A 15192-nucleotide genomic window follows, 5' to 3' on the forward strand; every position below is an offset into this window, starting at 1 on the left:
CTGTTTCAGAAGGGAACCCTTATCGGAACCCTGTCGACAAAGGTGTCACCGGTGATACCATGTGTGCATGCCTATGACCCTTCGCTTGACGGATGCTGAGGCGGACGCCCTGCGTCGCCGTGCCGAGTACGAGAGACGGTCCATGCAGGAGGTCGCCAAGCAGGCGGTGCGGGAATACGTTGAGAACCACAGTCGCCAGGATCTACTGAGCACTGTCCTTGCCGAGGAGCTTCCGCGCTACGCCGAAGCGCTTGAACGCCTCGGAAAGTGATTTACCTCACTTACGCGGACCTCCTCTACGTCGGGCAGCGAGCTCTCGGGGGAGACATGCCGGTCCGTGACCAGGGCCTGCTCGAGTCGGCGCTGGCTCGTCCGCGCGCGAGCGCGTTCGAAAGGGATGCCTACGGCAGTCTCAGCGAGAAGGCCGCGGCGCTGACGCATTCCCTGGCCCGCAATCGCGGCTTGATTGACGGAAATATGATGCTGAGTCTCGCTGCGCTGATCGCCTTCCTTGGTATGAACGGAAGACGCTTGACTTGGTCCAATGATGAGGCCTACGAATTCATCATGGATGTTGGATTCGGGCGCCTTGATGACGTTTCGGATATCGCGGAACGCATTGACGTCGGCAGCGACGAGCGCTGAGGCGACGTGGCCGCCGCCATTCGGGGCCCGGTGCTCCGGAAGGAAATGTGCGGTGAAGCGGTTAACCTCGTGTGCTCGCAACCATCCGATCATCATCTGGGTAGCTTCTGTGGCTATGCCTTGGCGCCTCGGCGCAATTACCCAGGCGATCTCAGCAACGAGCGTCGAACAGTCGCACTCGACGGTTGCCTGTACGAAACCGCCTGACTCACCGGTGTCTCGGTCGGTGACTAGCCAGTTCAGCCACTGTTTGGAACCGTCATCAGACTGACCCACCTTTTATGCGACGTATCTGCTGTGGAGCGGGTCTAAGGACGGACCTTTGCCGCCGGTGTATTTGTATAGGGACGGGTCGGCCAGAACGTCGACCATCGAAGCTGCATGCTCCACCGAGAGGGGTGCAAGCAGGAGCCGCTCAGAGCAGACTGGTTCAGGTTGAGGCCAATCCATCTCCTGGGAATGGCACAGTCGCGGTTGGACGGATCCCATGTGCCGTTGGTGGAGGGGATCTTCGCCCTGGGAAGGTCGACTGATACTGTCAGCTTCATGTTAAAGGTCGACATCAACAGACAAACGGCAACACTTGTCGGCTGAATCTGTCGTCGATGCGTTGGACCGATGGACAGCGTTAGCGCTGTCCATCGGGGCTGGTAGCCTTCAGGGATTCCGCCCCGGGTTGACCCAGGTTGAGCTCGACGAGATCGAACGCAAGTACCAGCTCCCGCTACCAGCCGATGTCCGCGCGCTGTGGGGTTGGCACGACGGCGCAGACAGAACAGCCAACTCCGGCTTCGGGAATCTATTTCCGCAACTGACAGCAGCGATCGATTGGGCAGCTCTTACTTTGCGAATCCGCCGGGCCGGAGATGCTGATGATACCTGGGGCGCGGATCGGGAACCGTCCGCAGCCACCAGATGGGTGACCTTGAAAGGCGGCCAAACGTCGACGGAGATAGATGTGACAGACCCAGGACTCGGGGACTGCCCGGTGCTCATCCAAGATCCGACATCGCCATTGGACGCCTTCCCAAAGTTCACCCTCACCGAGTCGATCGAAGGCTGGATACTCGCCGTTGAGATCGGCTATTGGTATGTTGAAAATGGCCGCTGGCGATATCGTCCCGAGAACTACCCGTCGACGCCCGACCGCTGGCGAATGTGACCGCGTCTGCCAGTTGCTTACGCAGGCGCTGCATGGGGCTCTGCTCATCGTCTGATCACCGATTGGCGTGCAGCGTCGCGGCGCCAAGGTCGAGTGCTACTCCCCGAAGGTGGCCCACAAGACGGACGTCCATGGACGCAGAATCGGCGCCAACCCGCCGCATTTCTTAGTCTCGGGGGAGTGGCGTTTGGGAACCGCCTAGGGGCCCTCGTGCGTCACTGGGCTAGGGTGGCGAGTGTAATAGGGGGGGGACTTCGTGTTCGATGTGCACGCGGTCGGCGAATTGGCAGGCTCCCAGAATGCCGGCAGCTACACCACCGCATACCTTCTCGTCTGTGTGGGCTTCTACCCGATTACGGTTATCGCTCTGTGGCCAGTTTTCGCGAAGGCAGGCGTTGCCGGATGGGGCGCGCTGATTCCGATCGTGAACACTTACGTTTTGGTCAAAATCGCTGGCCATCATGGGGCACTGACTGTCTTGTACCTCATCCCAATCGTGAACATCATCGTGGGCATCGTTGTTGCGCTCGGCTGTGGTCGTGCGTTTGGCAAGGGTGGAGCGTTCAGTATTTTCCTGCTCTGGCTGTTCTCTCCCCTCGGCTATCTCATCATCGGCTACGGTCCATCCAAGTTCGTCGGCGACCTCGGCCGACAGACGATGCAGACGGCGTAGCCCGCGTGCGGCCCGAAGCGGGAACGCTCAACGGGACGGATATGCGGCCGCGTTGCGCGATTGCCAAGCATGCTGATGCTGTGACGGAAGTGAACGGCTTGAGCGAGGCGGGCGGTCTGCGTGCGTAGTGGCGGTGAGAACTGTGGGTAAAGAGTTGTTGTTGCTTGGCAGCCCGCACGCCTTCAGACCGGTCGCATGGCGCGAGCGGCAACCATGGCGCGAGAGTTGCTGGAGGCCTCGGCTCCAGAAGCGCAGGTGGTTCTCCACGGCGACGTCCATCACGGCAATGTTCTTGATTTCGATGGCCGCTGGCTGGCCATCGACCCGAAGGGCTTGATTGGTCACCGCGCATTCGACTATGCCAATGTTTTCTGCAATCCCGCCACAGACTTGGCGGTGTCTCACTTTCACCGGCGCCTGTCGATCGTCAGTGAGCAGTCAGGGCTCGACCTTGACGTGGTGCGATCGTGGGTCATCGCATGGTGCGCGCTCTCGGTGACGTGGACCAACAACTGCGATGGACGGCCTTGGACCCCGCAGGCCATCTTGGCCGAGTTCAGTTAGCGCCAAGGCGCACGGCCTCGCCGGTAAGACCCGTCCACTCGGGAACCCCTAGCGGGAGGCTAGTTGTACATTTCAAGATCTCTAGTACATCCTGTGGGTTAAATGTACGATTGAAGCATGTCGACCAAAGTCCCTGTCAGCATCTCTGATGCACGCGACCAGCTCGCATCGATCATCGACCGCGCTCGTACCGAGCACGAGCCGGTCTTCTTGTCTCGCCGCGGGCGGCGAGTCGCGGCTGTTATCGACGCCGACGATTTGGAGCGTCTCATTGAATTGGCCGAGGACATGGCCGATATTCGTGCCGCTGAGGCATCGCGAGAAGAGATGCGGCGCACGAAAAGCGAACCGACTCCTTGGGAACAGGTGAAGGCGGACCTCGGCCTCGTATGACTTACTCGGTGAAGATCGCACCAGCCGCTGAACGGCAACTGCGCAAGTTCGATCCGCAGGTCCGACGTCGAGTTCAAGCGGCGATCGACCTCTTGGCAGACGATCCGCGGCCACCCAAGGCGATCCAACTCGTCGGGGGCTCTGGCGAATGGCGGGTCCGAACGGGTGACTACCGCATCATTTACGAGATCCACGACGACCTGTTAATCGTGCTCATCCTCCGACTCGGACATCGTCGCGAGATATACGAATCCCGATAAGTGATCCCGCAATCGACTCCATTAGTTTGGATACTTCAAGACAGGGCCCGAGTGAAGATGCGTCGACGCAACGTCTGGCGACGCGGTGGTTGAGCTATACGGGCGCAGCGATCAATCTGCATTTCCGAGCAAACTTTTGCCGCCGGGAGCGACCCGGCCACCCCTCCCAGAGCCCCCGGGCCGCGGGCCCCACGGAAGTCGGGAGAAGCGGTCCCTGGCTGTCGCGCCGAGGGACGTCCACGGCTGCTGATTCGGCGCTAATTCGCCGAGGTTCAGAAGTCTCGGGGGAGTGGCGTTGGGGAAGGCTCAGTGCCGCGCTTGAATCGCGAAAGACGGCCGCTTGCGCGCCGACGGGCCGAGCTCCGTGCGGCGGTGCTTATTCAGTCAATAGCCGTTCCAAGGTTTGCAACGCCTGGCTAAAGAACACCGGATTGGTGTGTTCGTAGTAGTGCAGGCCACCAATCGCCATCTCGAAAGCCCAGCCACGTCCGCGCTCCTGGGCCGCAACGTCGAGCCCCATTGCGGTGACGAATACACTGCGTGCCGGTTCCTCGAAGAGAACCCACGCAGGCTGGAGATCTGCGGCCGGATCGCCAATTGCCGGCATTCCAACATCCACCATGCCCGTGAGCACACCGTCGTTCATGAGGAAATTGCCAGGCATCGGGTCGCCATGGATGCGCAGCGGAGCGTCGATATGTGGTCGGGCCGATAGCGCCCGCTCCCACACGGCAGTCGCCCTCACCCGATCGATGAGATGGGCTGATCGGTCAATCGACTCCCGCACCCAAGTCGTATCGGCGAGCGGGCTTCCCCCTCGACCCACGCCATTCCACGGCCGACCGCCCGACCGCACCGACTGGATCGAACCGATAACGGTTGCGAGGTCAGTCGCGAGCCGAACATCCCGAGACACTGATAGCCGGTCGAGTGATCTTCCAGGTAACCATGTCCAGAGGGACCAAACACCCGCGTACACTTCAAACGGTTCACCGACACCAATCGGCTGCGGCACGGCAACGTCGAGAAGGTCCGCCAGAAAGACCGCGTGCTCGTGTTCACCGCGAACATTCTCTCGCGCGACATCCGAATCGGTCGGCACGAGCGGCAGTCGGGCGACAATGTGCTCACCGACGCGAAACGGCGCGACAACGGTGCCGGCTGACTCGACACGCTCTACGGGCAACCCCGCAAAATCTCTAAACTGCGCCGCAATCGCCGCGGCCACCTCGTCCGCGGCAAGCTCCACTTGACCCGCATGCATCACATAGTCAATCCTCATGCACGCGGCGCCCGCAAACGGAACCCTGTCTAGAACTTGTTGTAGACCTCGCGTCGGTGTGCGACCTCGACGATGAGAATGAGGATCTGGTCGTCGTCAATGTTCGTGAGGATTCGGTAGTCGCCGACCCGGTAGCGCCAGAACTCTTCGTTGACAAGCTTCCTGCCAAGCTGGCGCGGATTGTCTAGCTGGGCGAGTTTCTGCTCGAGAAAATCGCGAATCCGTTTCGCGGCGGTCGAGTCGAGCTTTCTGACCTGTTTTGCCGCATTCGGAGTGAATCTGATCGTGTAGCTCACGCGGGCCAGACAACATCGCCGAGGTCAATCGCGTCGTCGTTGGACTGAGTGAATTCCTCGAGCGCATCCTTAGCCAGGAGGTAATCTTCGTTCTCGTCCAGATACTGGTTCAACGCCTCGGTCGCGTAGAACGTTTTCGAACGACCAGTACGCTCAGCCAGGTGCTGCAAGCGGCGTTCTGTTTCATCGTCAACGCGGAGATTGATTTGCGGCATGGGGAACCTCTCCTCAGGGTGCTATACAAATATAGCACCAGAAGCCGCCGTATGTGCGGATGCCTTGATTCTCTCCGCAGCACGAGCGGGATGCGAGTCCTGCCCGCAAGCCGGACCTTATGCGCGACGAATTCTTGGCTTCTCCGCGCGGTTGCCAAGCGTGCCGATGGTGTGTCACACGGGAACCTGCCAGGCCCAGCAATCGCTTGCCAGCGACACTTACGGACTGACGGGCGCAACCAATGGAAGTAGTTGGCGGTCACCACTCCTCACCAACCCTGACACGCAGGGCACGACGTAACTCGTCCCTCGTCCGTCAGGACACCCCGAACCGGCAGACAAGCCCCACGACGGGGCGACCAATCCAGAGGCCAACTGAGCAGACCAGACCTCGTTAAGCAATCACCGAACCGGTTGTGCAGGCGTGTACTGATAGCTGTGCAATCGTGAATGGCAAATGAAAGCCCGAAGCCGCGCTACGCGCTGCGCATCGCCCGGGGAAGGTTCTGAATTGCGGCGGCCTCCGCGGCCACTTGCGCTTCAATCATCCCTCGCACAAATTTCATCACGCCATGTGGCTCAAGCTCTATCTTGAATAGGACCCGGCATGAGCCAGATGAGACAGCGGTGATCGTGAATGACCCTCGAGGCCGGGCCGGTCCGGCGGTAACCTCGAACTCAAGCAGGGTCGGTTCCTTCGACGCCACCACGCGGTAGTTCGCACGCATTGTTCTACCACCCGGGCCGGTGAGAAGCTGCTCGAACTCAGCGCCCACTCCCCGTCCACGAATGTGACGGATCGCGTGCACGCCGCTTCGCCACTTGACGTTATTGGTGCCGTCTGCCAGAAAAGCGAAGACATCCTCTGCCGAACGCGGCACCTCAACGCTGGACTCTGATCGAATCATCGAGTTCCTTCCTCAAGTTGATCGCACGAGCCGCGGCCATAGTGACGCGAGTCGCGGAAATGAACTCGGCACTCTCGAGCCGGGCATCCGCAACTCCCGGCTGTTGTCTACTTCGACGAAGCCGCCCTGACAAAATTACGCCTGTCGGGCAAGCCACGCCCTGACCGGCACCACCCGTGCCCGGCCCGGCCTGCCGCGGCGGCGACACGCTGGTCGTCGCCAAACTCGACCGCCAGGCACGTTCCCTCCGCGACGCCAAGGACATCATCGACGAACTCACCGCCAAGGACGTGAAACTGAGCATCGGAGGGTCCGTCCACTATCTCAAGGATCCTGTCGGCCGGCTCCCTTTCCAAGGTGCTCGCAATGGTCGCCGAGTTCGAGTCCGATCTGATCCGGGCTAGAACCTTCTTGTCGCGTTCGTTCCCCGACCCGTCTTGGGATGCGGTCGGTGCTCGCGCTGTCGACTGGCTGACCGCAACCGGGACCGCCGTGATCCTCACCTTCCTTTTCGCCGGCGCCGGTGCTCGGTCTTCCCGCGGCGCCGTGGCCGACGATCAGCGCGCGTGACACCGGCTCGAGCCGGCCGGCCCTGTTTTCAGTCGGAGTTAACGGGTGCCAAACGGCACGTGGAATCCTGCCATCGCCGTGGCGCGTGAATGGACCCGTTCCCTATTGTTGGTGACGAGGAGCAGTGGATTTTCGCGTCTCCACGTCCTGCGATTTGGAGTTCTCCGCACGGCGCGCACGTGCTGAGAACTCCACAGTCGTCGCTAGGAGTCACCGGATGCACGTTTACGAAGACCTACCTGACTACCAAGAGTTCATTGACAGTCTGAGGCTGAGGGGAATCCCTGTTGAAGAGGGAAACGGCATAGATTTCCCGCCGAACTCCGCCATGCATGACCGCGCGGCGGAGGTGCCAGCCGTGATCGTCTCTCCGCGCAGCGAATGGGGCGTCTCGCAGGCTCTGCTGTTGATGGCCGAACTGAATCTGTACGAAACCGTTCCGGTGTCGGTGAGGAGCGGCGGGCACGGCTACTTCAACGGCGGGACCTGCGCCGGCATCATGATCAATATGGCGGGCATGACCCAGCGCCGCATCGCGGGCGACGTTTTGGTTCTAGAACCCGGCTGCGTTCTCGGACAGACCATCGACATCCTGGCGAGGAATCACAAGGCGGTACCGCATGGCGACTGCTTCGGTGTCGGCGCGGGCGGGCATTTTCTCACTGCCGGGTGGGACCTTATCTTCGCTCGTCGGGACGGTCTGGGGTGTCAATCGGTCGTGGGAGGTCGCGTCGTGCTCTGGGACGGCAGCGTCCTCGAGGTGGACGAGGAATGCCATCCCGACCTTTTGCTGGCGATGCGGGGCGGAGCCATCGCCGGGGTGGGTGTCGTCACCGAGATCCGCCTGCAGGTATTCGACGAGCCGGCGCTTGCAACGTGGCGCTTCACCCGGATGACGCACGAGGAACTCGCCACCTGCGTTGCCGAAGGCTTCTTCGAACGATCCGGTGCGCTGCCCCGCGAGGTGTCGGTCTCGGTACGCATGCATTTCGAACCTGACCAGCTGGCTCCGGTTTGCTCGTTCAATGTCGTAAGCCTTCATTCCGCCGAAACCACCGTGAGAATAATGCGTGAGTATCTGGGCGACAGGGTCGCCGACGTCGTGGGGGACCTTTCGGAGTGGTCGGAAAAGACCTTGGTCGATCTGCGGATGCTCCCCGCGTCGGACTTTCTAGCCGCCCGGCCGGAGATGCTGGGCGAGGTGACCGCTCAGGCGCTGCACTCCGATCCGTTGCGGTATTGGAGTGAGTCCTCGTCCAAGCGGGAAATGGCCAGTTCCTACGCGACGTCTATCTCGAGTTGGGTTGTTCCCGATTGCGAGCCGATGATTGTGGATCTTTACGCCGCATTCGAATCGGCGCAAGAGCATCCGTTGCGCGAGAGGATGTACGCCTTGGTCATCCTCGGTGGCGGCCGAATGACGGAGTTGCAGGGCAGTTGCGCCATGCCTCTGGGCGAGGCGCTGGCGCGTTTCGAATTGCATTGGGATCATCCCGCGACCGAGGAAGCCTGGAGTCGCGGCTTCACGGAGAGGATCCGACTCATTCTGCTGTCAGGCCAGGACGCCGGGCCAGGGCGGCCCTATCGCGGTGATATCTGGCTGCCCGAGCAGGCGCAGGACCCGCAGCTGGACGCCATTTCCAGAAGATACGATCGCCGCTTCCATCCGACCTTGCAGCGCGCTTGATTCACGTAGTGACGGCAGAACCCACGTGAGACCGGTAGAGGCCGTCGCGGCCGCGCAGGTCACGACGTTTGCCGGAGCCTTCGATTCGAGGACGAGTAGCTGCTGCAGCCTCTGAGCTGAGCCTTGCCGACGGGTGCGACGTTGACGCGGTGAGCGTTGGCTTGAAGTGCCGACGCTGTGGAGCTGGTTTCCTCTAGTGTTGCGGAGAAGTAGAGCGGGTCCTACAGCGTGGTCGTTATCTGGCGACGGCCTGCCGGGTTGTGTTGTGGCGGGCAGCGCGGATGCCGTTGGCGATGATGACGACTTCCGCCAGCTCGTGCACGAGGACAACGCCGGCCAGACCGAGCACTCCCGTGAGGGCGAGGGGGAACAGGACGACGATCACGCCGAGCGCGAGCGCGATGTTCACGGTCATGATCCGGCGGCCGCGTCGGGCGTGTAGGAGCGCGGCGGGAATGAGACGCAGGTCGGTGCCGGTGAAGGCGACGTCGGCCGATTCGATGGCCGCGGCGGAGCCGGTCGCGCCCATCGCGATACCGACATCAGCGGTTGCCAGTGCCGGGGCGTCGTTGATGCCGTCGCCGATCATGGCGGTGTGCCGGTGTTTCTGGAATTCACTGACGCTCACGGCCTTGTCGGCGGGTTTCTGCTCGGCGCGGATCTCGGTGATCCCCACCTGGCGGGCGAGAGCGTGCGCGGTGCGGATGTTGTCGCCGGTGAGCATGGCCGAGCCTATGTGGAGTCGTTTGAGTTCGGCGATCGTCTCGGCGGCTTCGGGTTTGAGTTCGTCCCGGATCCCGATGAGGCCGAGGACCGTGCCGGAGCGCTCAGCGACGACAACCGTCATCCCGCGCTCTTCCATGCTGCTCAGCTGATCGGCCAGGGTGCCGGCGGGTACCCAACGCGGGTTGCCAATCCGGATCGGCAACCCGTCGAGCACACCGGTGACGCCGTCGCCTGGATGTTCAGTGACGTCGGTGGCTGGCTCGGCGGAAGCACCGGCGGCGAGGATCGCCGACGCCAGCGGATGGGTGCTGTGCACCTCCAGCGCCGCCGCCACACGCAGGACCTCGTCCCGGTCGCCGGGCCCCGCGACGGCCACCTCGGCAACGGTCGGCCGGTTGCGGGTCAACGTGCCGGTCTTGTCGAAGGCGACCAGCTGGACGGACCCGAGACGCTCGAACGCCTCACCGGATTTGATGATCAGCCCGAACCGGCTCGCGGCGCCGATGGCCGAGATCACGGTCACCGGCACCGCGATGGCCAACGCGCAGGGGGACGCCGCGACCAACACGACCAACGCACGTTCTGTCCAGGTGTCGGTATCGCCGACCAGGATGCCGAAGAGAGCGATGAGTGCGGCCGCGATCAGCACGGCAGGCACGAGCGGTTTCGCGATCCGGTCCGCGAGGCGGGCCCGGTCACCCTTGTGGGCATGAGCCTGCTCCACCAGCTTCACGATCGTGGTGAGGGAGTTGTCGGTACCGTCCGCGGTCGCTTCGACCTGCAGCGGCCCGTTGCCGTTGATCGACCCGGCCGCGACAGCGTCGGCCGGGCCCACCTCGACCGGGATCGACTCGCCCGTGATCGCCGAGGTGTCCAGGCTGCTTCTCCCCGAAATGACGATGCCGTCGGTCGCGATCCGGTCGCCAGGGCGCACGACAAGGTGGTCCAACACACGCAGCTCGTGAGCCGGGATCGTGACCTCGCCGCCGAGACGAGACACGACCGCTGTGTCGGGCATGAGCCCGAGGAGCGCTCGCAACCCGCCCCGAGCCTTGTCCATCGCCCGGTCTTCGAGTGCTTCCGCTATCGAGAACAGAAAGGCCAACGCCGCCGCTTCGCCGACGTGACCGAGCAGCACTGCACCCACCGCGGCGATCGTCATTAACAGACCAACGCCCAGCTTCCGGCGCAACAGACGCCGGACGGCCCCAGGAACGAACGTGGATGCGCCTGCGACCAGGCTCGCGCCCAGCACGATCGTGCCGGCCACGTCGAACCCGGCCCATTCCAGCTCGTAGCCGATCAACAGGAGCACACCGGCAGCGAGCGGGATCAGGACGTTCAGGTCGCACCACCAAGGCAGGTGGTCGAGGTGTTGTCGTCGCAGCACTCGGCGCTCATGCCGGCACCGCACAGCACAGTGGCACGTCGCAGTTCTCATCCGCGCAGTCGACAGCGAGAACGACATCGAGCATCGCCAGCAGCGCCTTCGAGAGGTGCGGATCCGCGATCTCGTACCGGGTGCTGCGTCCCTCCGGGATCGCGGCCACGATCCCGCATCCGCGCAGGCAGGTCAGATGATTCGACACGTTGGACCGCGTCAGTTCCAACGACCTCGCCAACGCGCCCGGGTACCCCGGTTGCTCAATCAACGCCAGCAGAATGCGCGACCGAGTGGGATCGGCCATCGCCCGGCCGAGGCGATTCATCACATCAAGTCGAGAAGCAATAGTCAGCATGCACTGACATTACAGCATCGGCTGACGTGATTGGGGTGAATCACGCGTTGACGGAGTTCCGGTCGCAGCCGGCATCGAGACGGCATGTGCAAGAATCTGCGTATGGATGCAGATAAGTCATTGTGTGGTCGGGATCCGGCGAGCCCGTATGTCGAGCTGGCGGTGGAGGTCTTCTCGATGTTGGCGGACGCGACCCGGTTGCGGATCGTGCTCGCGCTGCGCGACGGTGAACGGTCCGTGAATCACCTGGCCGAGATCGTGAGCAAGTCACCCGCTACGGTCTCGCAGCACTTGGCCAAACTGCGGCTCGCCCGTATCGTGGCGACTCGACAGGACGGTACCCGCATCTTCTACCGCCTGGCCAATGAACACGCGAGTCGGTTGGTGGCTGACGCGATCTTCCAAGCCGAGCATGCTGTGTCGAATGTGCCGGCGCATCACCGAGGTGGCGTGTGATACTCCGTGCTTTTCAACACCGGGGGGTGCAGGCGGCCCTCGTCTCCGCTGTCCTTTTTGGAGCTGGCACACCGTTCGCGAAGCTGCTCCTTGATGAGGACGTGAGCCCGTGGCTCCTTGCCGGCCTGCTCTACTGCGGCTCCGGCCTCGGCCTGGGTCTGTATCGGGTGATCCGTCGCGCGCCCCGAGTGCGCATTGTTCCTCACGAGGTTCCGCCCTTGGTCGGCGCGGTGCTCTTCGGAGGAGTCGCCGGGCCCGTGCTGCTGATGTTGGGTCTGTCCAACATGCCGGCGTCCGGCGCATCGTTGCTCTTGAACGCCGAAGGAGTATTCACCGCGGCGTTGGCCTGGTTCGTCTTCAAGGAAAACTTCGATCGCCGCATTGCGCTGGGCATGCTCGCAATCGTTGGGGGAGCCGTCGTCTTGAGCATCCCGTCAGGAGCGAATTTCGGCAGCCCATGGCCGTCGATGGCGATCCTTGGCGCGTGCCTCTGCTGGGGTTTGGACAACAATCTCACTCGCAAGATCGCGCTCAACGACGCAACCTGGCTCGCGGCGGTCAAGGGCGGGGTCGCCGGCCCGGTGAACCTGATCCTCGCGTTTGCCCTCGGCGCGCAGCTGCCCGGTGCGTTCAACGTCGTGGCCGCGATGGTCGTCGGTCTCGTCGCCTACGGGATCAGCCTCACGCTCTTCATCATCGCGATGCGTCACGTCGGCACCGCCCGTGCCGGCGCATACTTCTCGATCGCCCCGTTTTTCGGCGCAATACTCGCCCTCGTTTTTGGTGACCAGATCAGCTGGCCGATAGTGGTCGCGGGCCTCCTCATGGGAGTGGGTGTCTGGCTGCACCTCACCGAGAGGCACGAGCACGAACACACCCATCCGGAGCTGACGCATGAGCACTGGCATACCCACGACGAGCACCACCAACATGACCACGAACCGGGTCACGCGGTCGTATCGAACGGATGGCACAAACACGAACACACCCACGAGGTCACGACCCACAGGCACGAGCATTACCCGGACAGTCACCACCGACACACGCATTGAGGCCGTAGCCTGCATCCGCTGCCGCGCTGACGCTTCTGCCGGCATGGCCGACGAGGTCGCGGCGGGGACACGGCGTGGCCGAACCTGGGAGTCTGCGGTGCCAGGTCTTTAGTCACTACGGCGGCCGAACGGATGCGCCCAGGCTGGAGGAATGCTCCCCTCGAAGACTGCGGCAAGCCTCGCCGCGCTGACTGTGCTCCTGTCCCTCACCGCCTGCACCGCCGCCGGCGGGACGGACGACGCCCCGACCGACACCGGCGCATCCGCCGGCCTCGGCGCTGAGGCGGCCGCCATGCTCGCGAACTATGACATCCAGGCTCCGGCCTCCGCGACCGATCTCATCGATCAGCTGCAGGCACAGCCCCTCTCTGAGCGCCCGGACGGCCTGATGGCCTCGGTGCGTGTCGACGAGCTACTGCTCGTCAGCGGGGACGACGAAGTCAGCCTGGCGCTGCCCGAGGACGAGTTCCACCTGTCCATCGCACCGTACCTGACCGACACGCACGAGTGCTTCTACCATTCGCTCACCACCTGCCTCGGCGAGCTCGGTGGGGAGGATTTCCACGTGACAGTCACCGATGACGCGAGTGAGAAGGTGCTCTTCGACAGCGACATCACCACCTTCGAGAACGGGTTCTTCGACGTGACACTGCCCGCGGGGCTGGACATCACCGTGCTCATCGACGATGGTGAGCGCACCGTCGAGTTGCCGCTGGGCACTCGGGCGGAGGACCCGACCTGTGTGACGACGGCGCAACTCAGCTAAGCGGATTCGCCGAAAGCGAGCGGCATGGTTCGAACTACTCGACCAGCTTGCCGACCACCGAAACCTCCCGCATGAGAGCCGCAAGCTCCGGAGGGATCGGCGGGATCGATTCGCGGACCACGCCAGCCGCGGGCGACCAGACCAGGTTCACCTGCAGCTCCGGGTCGAGCTCCGGGTAGTCGGAGCGGTTGTGACAGCCGCGAGTCTCGCGCCGCTCGAGTGCCGCCTCGAGAGTGGCCCGCGCCGCGAGAGCGGCCGATTTCAGGTCGAAGGCGTGCGCGAGGTCCTGGAAGCCGGCGATGTCGGGGTGCACGCCGATGTCGCCGATACGGGCCTCGATCGCGTCGAGTTCTGTGAGTCCGGCGAAGAGGCCGGCCTCGTCGCGGACCACCCCGGCGTGCTCGGTCATGGTGTTGCGGATCGCGCGTTGCAGGGTGCGCACATTCTCGGTGCCGTCCGCCTTGAGCAGCCCGGCGATCTCGTCGCGCGCGGTGTGCACCGCCGCAGCCGAACGGGTGTGCGCGGTCAGCGCCGAGGAATACGCGGCCGCTGCCTGACCCACGATGCGCCCGAACACGAGTAGCTCGATGAGCGAGTTGCCGCCGAGCCGGTTCGCGCCATGCAGGCCCGACGAGGCTTCGCCGATGGCATACAGCCCGGGAACGTCGGTGCCGTGATCCTCGGGCCGAACCCACACGCCACCCATCGAGTAGTGCGCCGTGGGAGCGATCTCAATCGGCTCCCGGGTGATATCGAGCATTTGCAGCTCGAGCATCGTCTGGTACACGCGGGGGAGGCGGGTCATGATGGTCTCGCGAGGCAGGTGGGAGACATCCAGCCACACTCCGCCGTTGGGGGTGCCGCGGCCTTCCTGGATTTCGGTGTAACAGGCCAGCGCCACCCGGTCGCGGGTGGAGAGCTCCAACCGCTCGGGGTCGTACTTGTGCATGAAGCGTTCACCAAGCCCGTTGCGCAGGATGCCGCCCTCGCCGCGCGCCGCCTCGGAGATGAGGGTGCCGGCCGCGTTCTCGGGTTCGATGATTCCTGAGGGGTGGAACTGCACAAGCTCGGGGTCGCGTAACCGGCCGCCGGCCTCCACGGCGAGCCGGAACGAGTCACCGGTATTCTCGTCGCGGCGGGACGAGGTGCGCCGCCAGATTCGGTTGTGCCCGCCGGCGGCGAGGATGACGGCATCGGCGTGGATGAGATACCGGGTGCCGTCCTCCACGTCGAAGCCGTAGGCGCCGAACACCGCGCCGTCATCGTTGACCAGGATGCGGGTGACGTAGACCGTGTCGAGGATCGGCACCTTCAGCTGCGCGGCCCGGTTGATGAGCGTGCGCTGGATCTCCAGACCGGTGTAGTCCCCGGCGAACGCCGTGCGGCGATACGTGTGGGCACCGAAGAAACGCTGGGAAATCCGACCATCCGCTTCGCGGGCAAACGGCATGCCGTAGCGCTCGAGATCGTCGATGCCCCGGGCCGCGCCCTCAGTGACAATCTGAACAGTGTGCGGGTTGGCCAGGAGGTACGACTCCTTGAGCGTATCGGCGGCGTGCTGCTGCCAGCTGTCTTCGGTGTCCATGGTGCCGAGGGCCGCGTTGATGCCGCCGGCGGCGAGCGAGGTGTGCGCGTCGGACTTGGGACGCTTGCCCAAAGCCAGCACGTCGACCCCGGCTTCGGCGAGCTCGATCGCGGCTCGCAGGCCGGACCCGCCGGTGCCGATGACGAGGACGGTGGTGGAGATCTGACGTTCTGAAGCGCTCATGCGTTCAACGCTAGGCAACGCCGTTCAATT

Annotated in this window: 20 protein-coding genes and 1 pseudogene; 13 read left to right on the forward strand and 8 right to left on the reverse strand. The window is 63.5% G+C overall.

The features are described from left to right. Positions 1–67 precede the first annotated feature (67 nt). The gene (locus BJQ95_RS06585) at positions 68–271 is read left to right on the forward strand and encodes a ribbon-helix-helix protein, CopG family (protein ID WP_205750184.1); all 204 of its coding nucleotides are present in this window, start codon (positions 68–70) and stop codon (positions 269–271) included. Beyond that, positions 268–645, forward strand: a complete 378-nt coding sequence (locus BJQ95_RS06590; protein WP_130178537.1) for a type II toxin-antitoxin system death-on-curing family toxin — start codon at positions 268–270, stop codon at positions 643–645. Before BJQ95_RS06585 ends, BJQ95_RS06590 begins: the two co-directional genes overlap by 4 nt. An 84-nt stretch (positions 646–729) precedes the next feature. Here BJQ95_RS06590 and BJQ95_RS19510 read toward each other — a convergent pair. Beyond that, positions 730–921: pseudogene (locus BJQ95_RS19510) on the reverse strand (GNAT family N-acetyltransferase); the annotation flags it as partial. Between the two features lie 400 nt (positions 922–1321). Between BJQ95_RS19510 and BJQ95_RS06595 the strand changes: the two are divergent. From BJQ95_RS06595 to BJQ95_RS06615, 5 genes are all read left to right on the forward strand, one after another. Next, the gene (locus BJQ95_RS06595) at positions 1322–1807 is read left to right on the forward strand and encodes an SMI1/KNR4 family protein (protein WP_130178536.1); all 486 of its coding nucleotides are present in this window, start codon (positions 1322–1324) and stop codon (positions 1805–1807) included. Positions 1808–2063: 256 nt separating this feature from the next. After that, positions 2064–2480 (forward strand): DUF5684 domain-containing protein, encoded by a 417-nt coding sequence (locus BJQ95_RS06600; RefSeq protein WP_240694855.1) that lies wholly within the window; start codon positions 2064–2066, stop codon positions 2478–2480. A gap of 195 nt (positions 2481–2675) precedes the next feature. Beyond that, positions 2676–3044, forward strand: a complete 369-nt coding sequence (locus BJQ95_RS06605) for an aminoglycoside phosphotransferase family protein (RefSeq protein WP_130178535.1) — start codon at positions 2676–2678, stop codon at positions 3042–3044. Positions 3045–3161: 117 nt separating this feature from the next. Beyond that, positions 3162–3437: a type II toxin-antitoxin system Phd/YefM family antitoxin gene (locus BJQ95_RS06610; protein WP_130178534.1), complete on the forward strand. Its 276-nt coding sequence runs from the start codon at positions 3162–3164 to the stop codon at positions 3435–3437. Next, complete coding sequence (locus BJQ95_RS06615) at positions 3434–3697, forward strand: type II toxin-antitoxin system RelE/ParE family toxin (protein ID WP_130178533.1); 264 nt, start codon at positions 3434–3436, stop codon at positions 3695–3697. Before BJQ95_RS06610 ends, BJQ95_RS06615 begins: the two co-directional genes overlap by 4 nt. 376 nt (positions 3698–4073) lie before the next feature. Here BJQ95_RS06615 and BJQ95_RS06620 read toward each other — a convergent pair whose 3' ends face one another. The 4 genes from BJQ95_RS06620 to BJQ95_RS06635 form a co-directional block, all read right to left on the reverse strand. After that, a complete protein-coding gene (locus BJQ95_RS06620; protein ID WP_130178532.1) occupies positions 4074–4979 on the reverse strand; it encodes a phosphotransferase in 906 nt (301 codons plus the stop codon). Positions 4980–5008: 29 nt separating this feature from the next. After that, positions 5009–5275, reverse strand: a complete 267-nt coding sequence (locus tag BJQ95_RS06625; RefSeq protein WP_130178531.1) for a type II toxin-antitoxin system RelE/ParE family toxin — start codon at positions 5273–5275, stop codon at positions 5009–5011. Then, positions 5272–5490, reverse strand: coding sequence for a TraY domain-containing protein (locus BJQ95_RS06630; RefSeq protein WP_130178530.1), 219 nt, complete (start codon positions 5488–5490; stop codon positions 5272–5274). Before BJQ95_RS06630 ends, BJQ95_RS06625 begins: the two co-directional genes overlap by 4 nt. Positions 5491–5966: 476 nt before the next feature. Then, a complete protein-coding gene (locus BJQ95_RS06635) occupies positions 5967–6398 on the reverse strand; it encodes an SRPBCC family protein (RefSeq protein WP_130178529.1) in 432 nt (143 codons plus the stop codon). Positions 6399–6574: 176 nt separating this feature from the next. Here BJQ95_RS06635 and BJQ95_RS06640 point away from each other — a divergent pair, with 176 nt between their 5' ends. From BJQ95_RS06640 to BJQ95_RS06645, 3 genes are all read left to right on the forward strand, one after another. Next, positions 6575–6802, forward strand: a complete 228-nt coding sequence (locus BJQ95_RS06640; RefSeq protein WP_370688376.1) for a recombinase family protein — start codon at positions 6575–6577, stop codon at positions 6800–6802. Continuing rightward, positions 6765–6968, forward strand: a complete 204-nt coding sequence (locus BJQ95_RS19515; protein ID WP_370688405.1) for a hypothetical protein — start codon at positions 6765–6767, stop codon at positions 6966–6968. The genes BJQ95_RS06640 and BJQ95_RS19515 overlap by 38 nt, the downstream gene beginning before the upstream one ends. A 217-nt stretch (positions 6969–7185) precedes the next feature. After that, positions 7186–8655 carry an FAD-binding oxidoreductase gene (locus BJQ95_RS06645; protein WP_130178528.1) on the forward strand — a complete coding sequence of 490 codons (1470 nt, stop codon included), beginning with the start codon at positions 7186–7188 and terminating at the stop codon, positions 8653–8655. Positions 8656–8890: 235 nt separating this feature from the next. Here BJQ95_RS06645 and BJQ95_RS06650 read toward each other — a convergent pair whose 3' ends face one another. Both BJQ95_RS06650 and BJQ95_RS06655 read right to left on the reverse strand, forming a co-directional pair. Beyond that, the gene (locus tag BJQ95_RS06650) at positions 8891–10822 is read right to left on the reverse strand and encodes a cation-translocating P-type ATPase (protein WP_130178527.1); all 1932 of its coding nucleotides are present in this window, start codon (positions 10820–10822) and stop codon (positions 8891–8893) included. Then, entirely contained in the window at positions 10779–11120 is a 342-nt protein-coding gene (locus tag BJQ95_RS06655) for a helix-turn-helix transcriptional regulator (RefSeq protein WP_130178526.1), read from the reverse strand. The genes BJQ95_RS06650 and BJQ95_RS06655 overlap by 44 nt, the downstream gene beginning before the upstream one ends. Before the next feature lie 102 nt (positions 11121–11222). On the opposite strand from BJQ95_RS06655, the gene BJQ95_RS06660 reads away from it, so the two are divergent. From BJQ95_RS06660 to BJQ95_RS06670, 3 genes are all read left to right on the forward strand, one after another. Further along, entirely contained in the window at positions 11223–11576 is a 354-nt protein-coding gene (locus tag BJQ95_RS06660; RefSeq protein ID WP_130178595.1) for a metalloregulator ArsR/SmtB family transcription factor, read from the forward strand. A 26-nt stretch (positions 11577–11602) separates the two neighbouring features. Continuing rightward, the gene (locus tag BJQ95_RS06665; RefSeq protein WP_130178525.1) at positions 11603–12628 is read left to right on the forward strand and encodes a DMT family transporter; all 1026 of its coding nucleotides are present in this window, start codon (positions 11603–11605) and stop codon (positions 12626–12628) included. A gap of 151 nt (positions 12629–12779) precedes the next feature. Next, positions 12780–13394, forward strand: a complete 615-nt coding sequence (locus BJQ95_RS06670) for a CueP family metal-binding protein (protein ID WP_130178524.1) — start codon at positions 12780–12782, stop codon at positions 13392–13394. Between the two features lie 34 nt (positions 13395–13428). Here the strand turns inward: BJQ95_RS06670 and BJQ95_RS06675 are convergent, their stop codons facing one another. After that, positions 13429–15162 (reverse strand): L-aspartate oxidase, encoded by a 1734-nt coding sequence (locus BJQ95_RS06675; protein ID WP_130178523.1) that lies wholly within the window; start codon positions 15160–15162, stop codon positions 13429–13431. Positions 15163–15192: the final 30 nt, after the last annotated feature.

It is taken from the genome of Cryobacterium sp. SO1 (assembly GCF_004210215.2).
In the GTDB taxonomy this organism is placed as follows: Bacteria; Actinomycetota; Actinomycetes; order Actinomycetales; family Microbacteriaceae; genus Cryobacterium.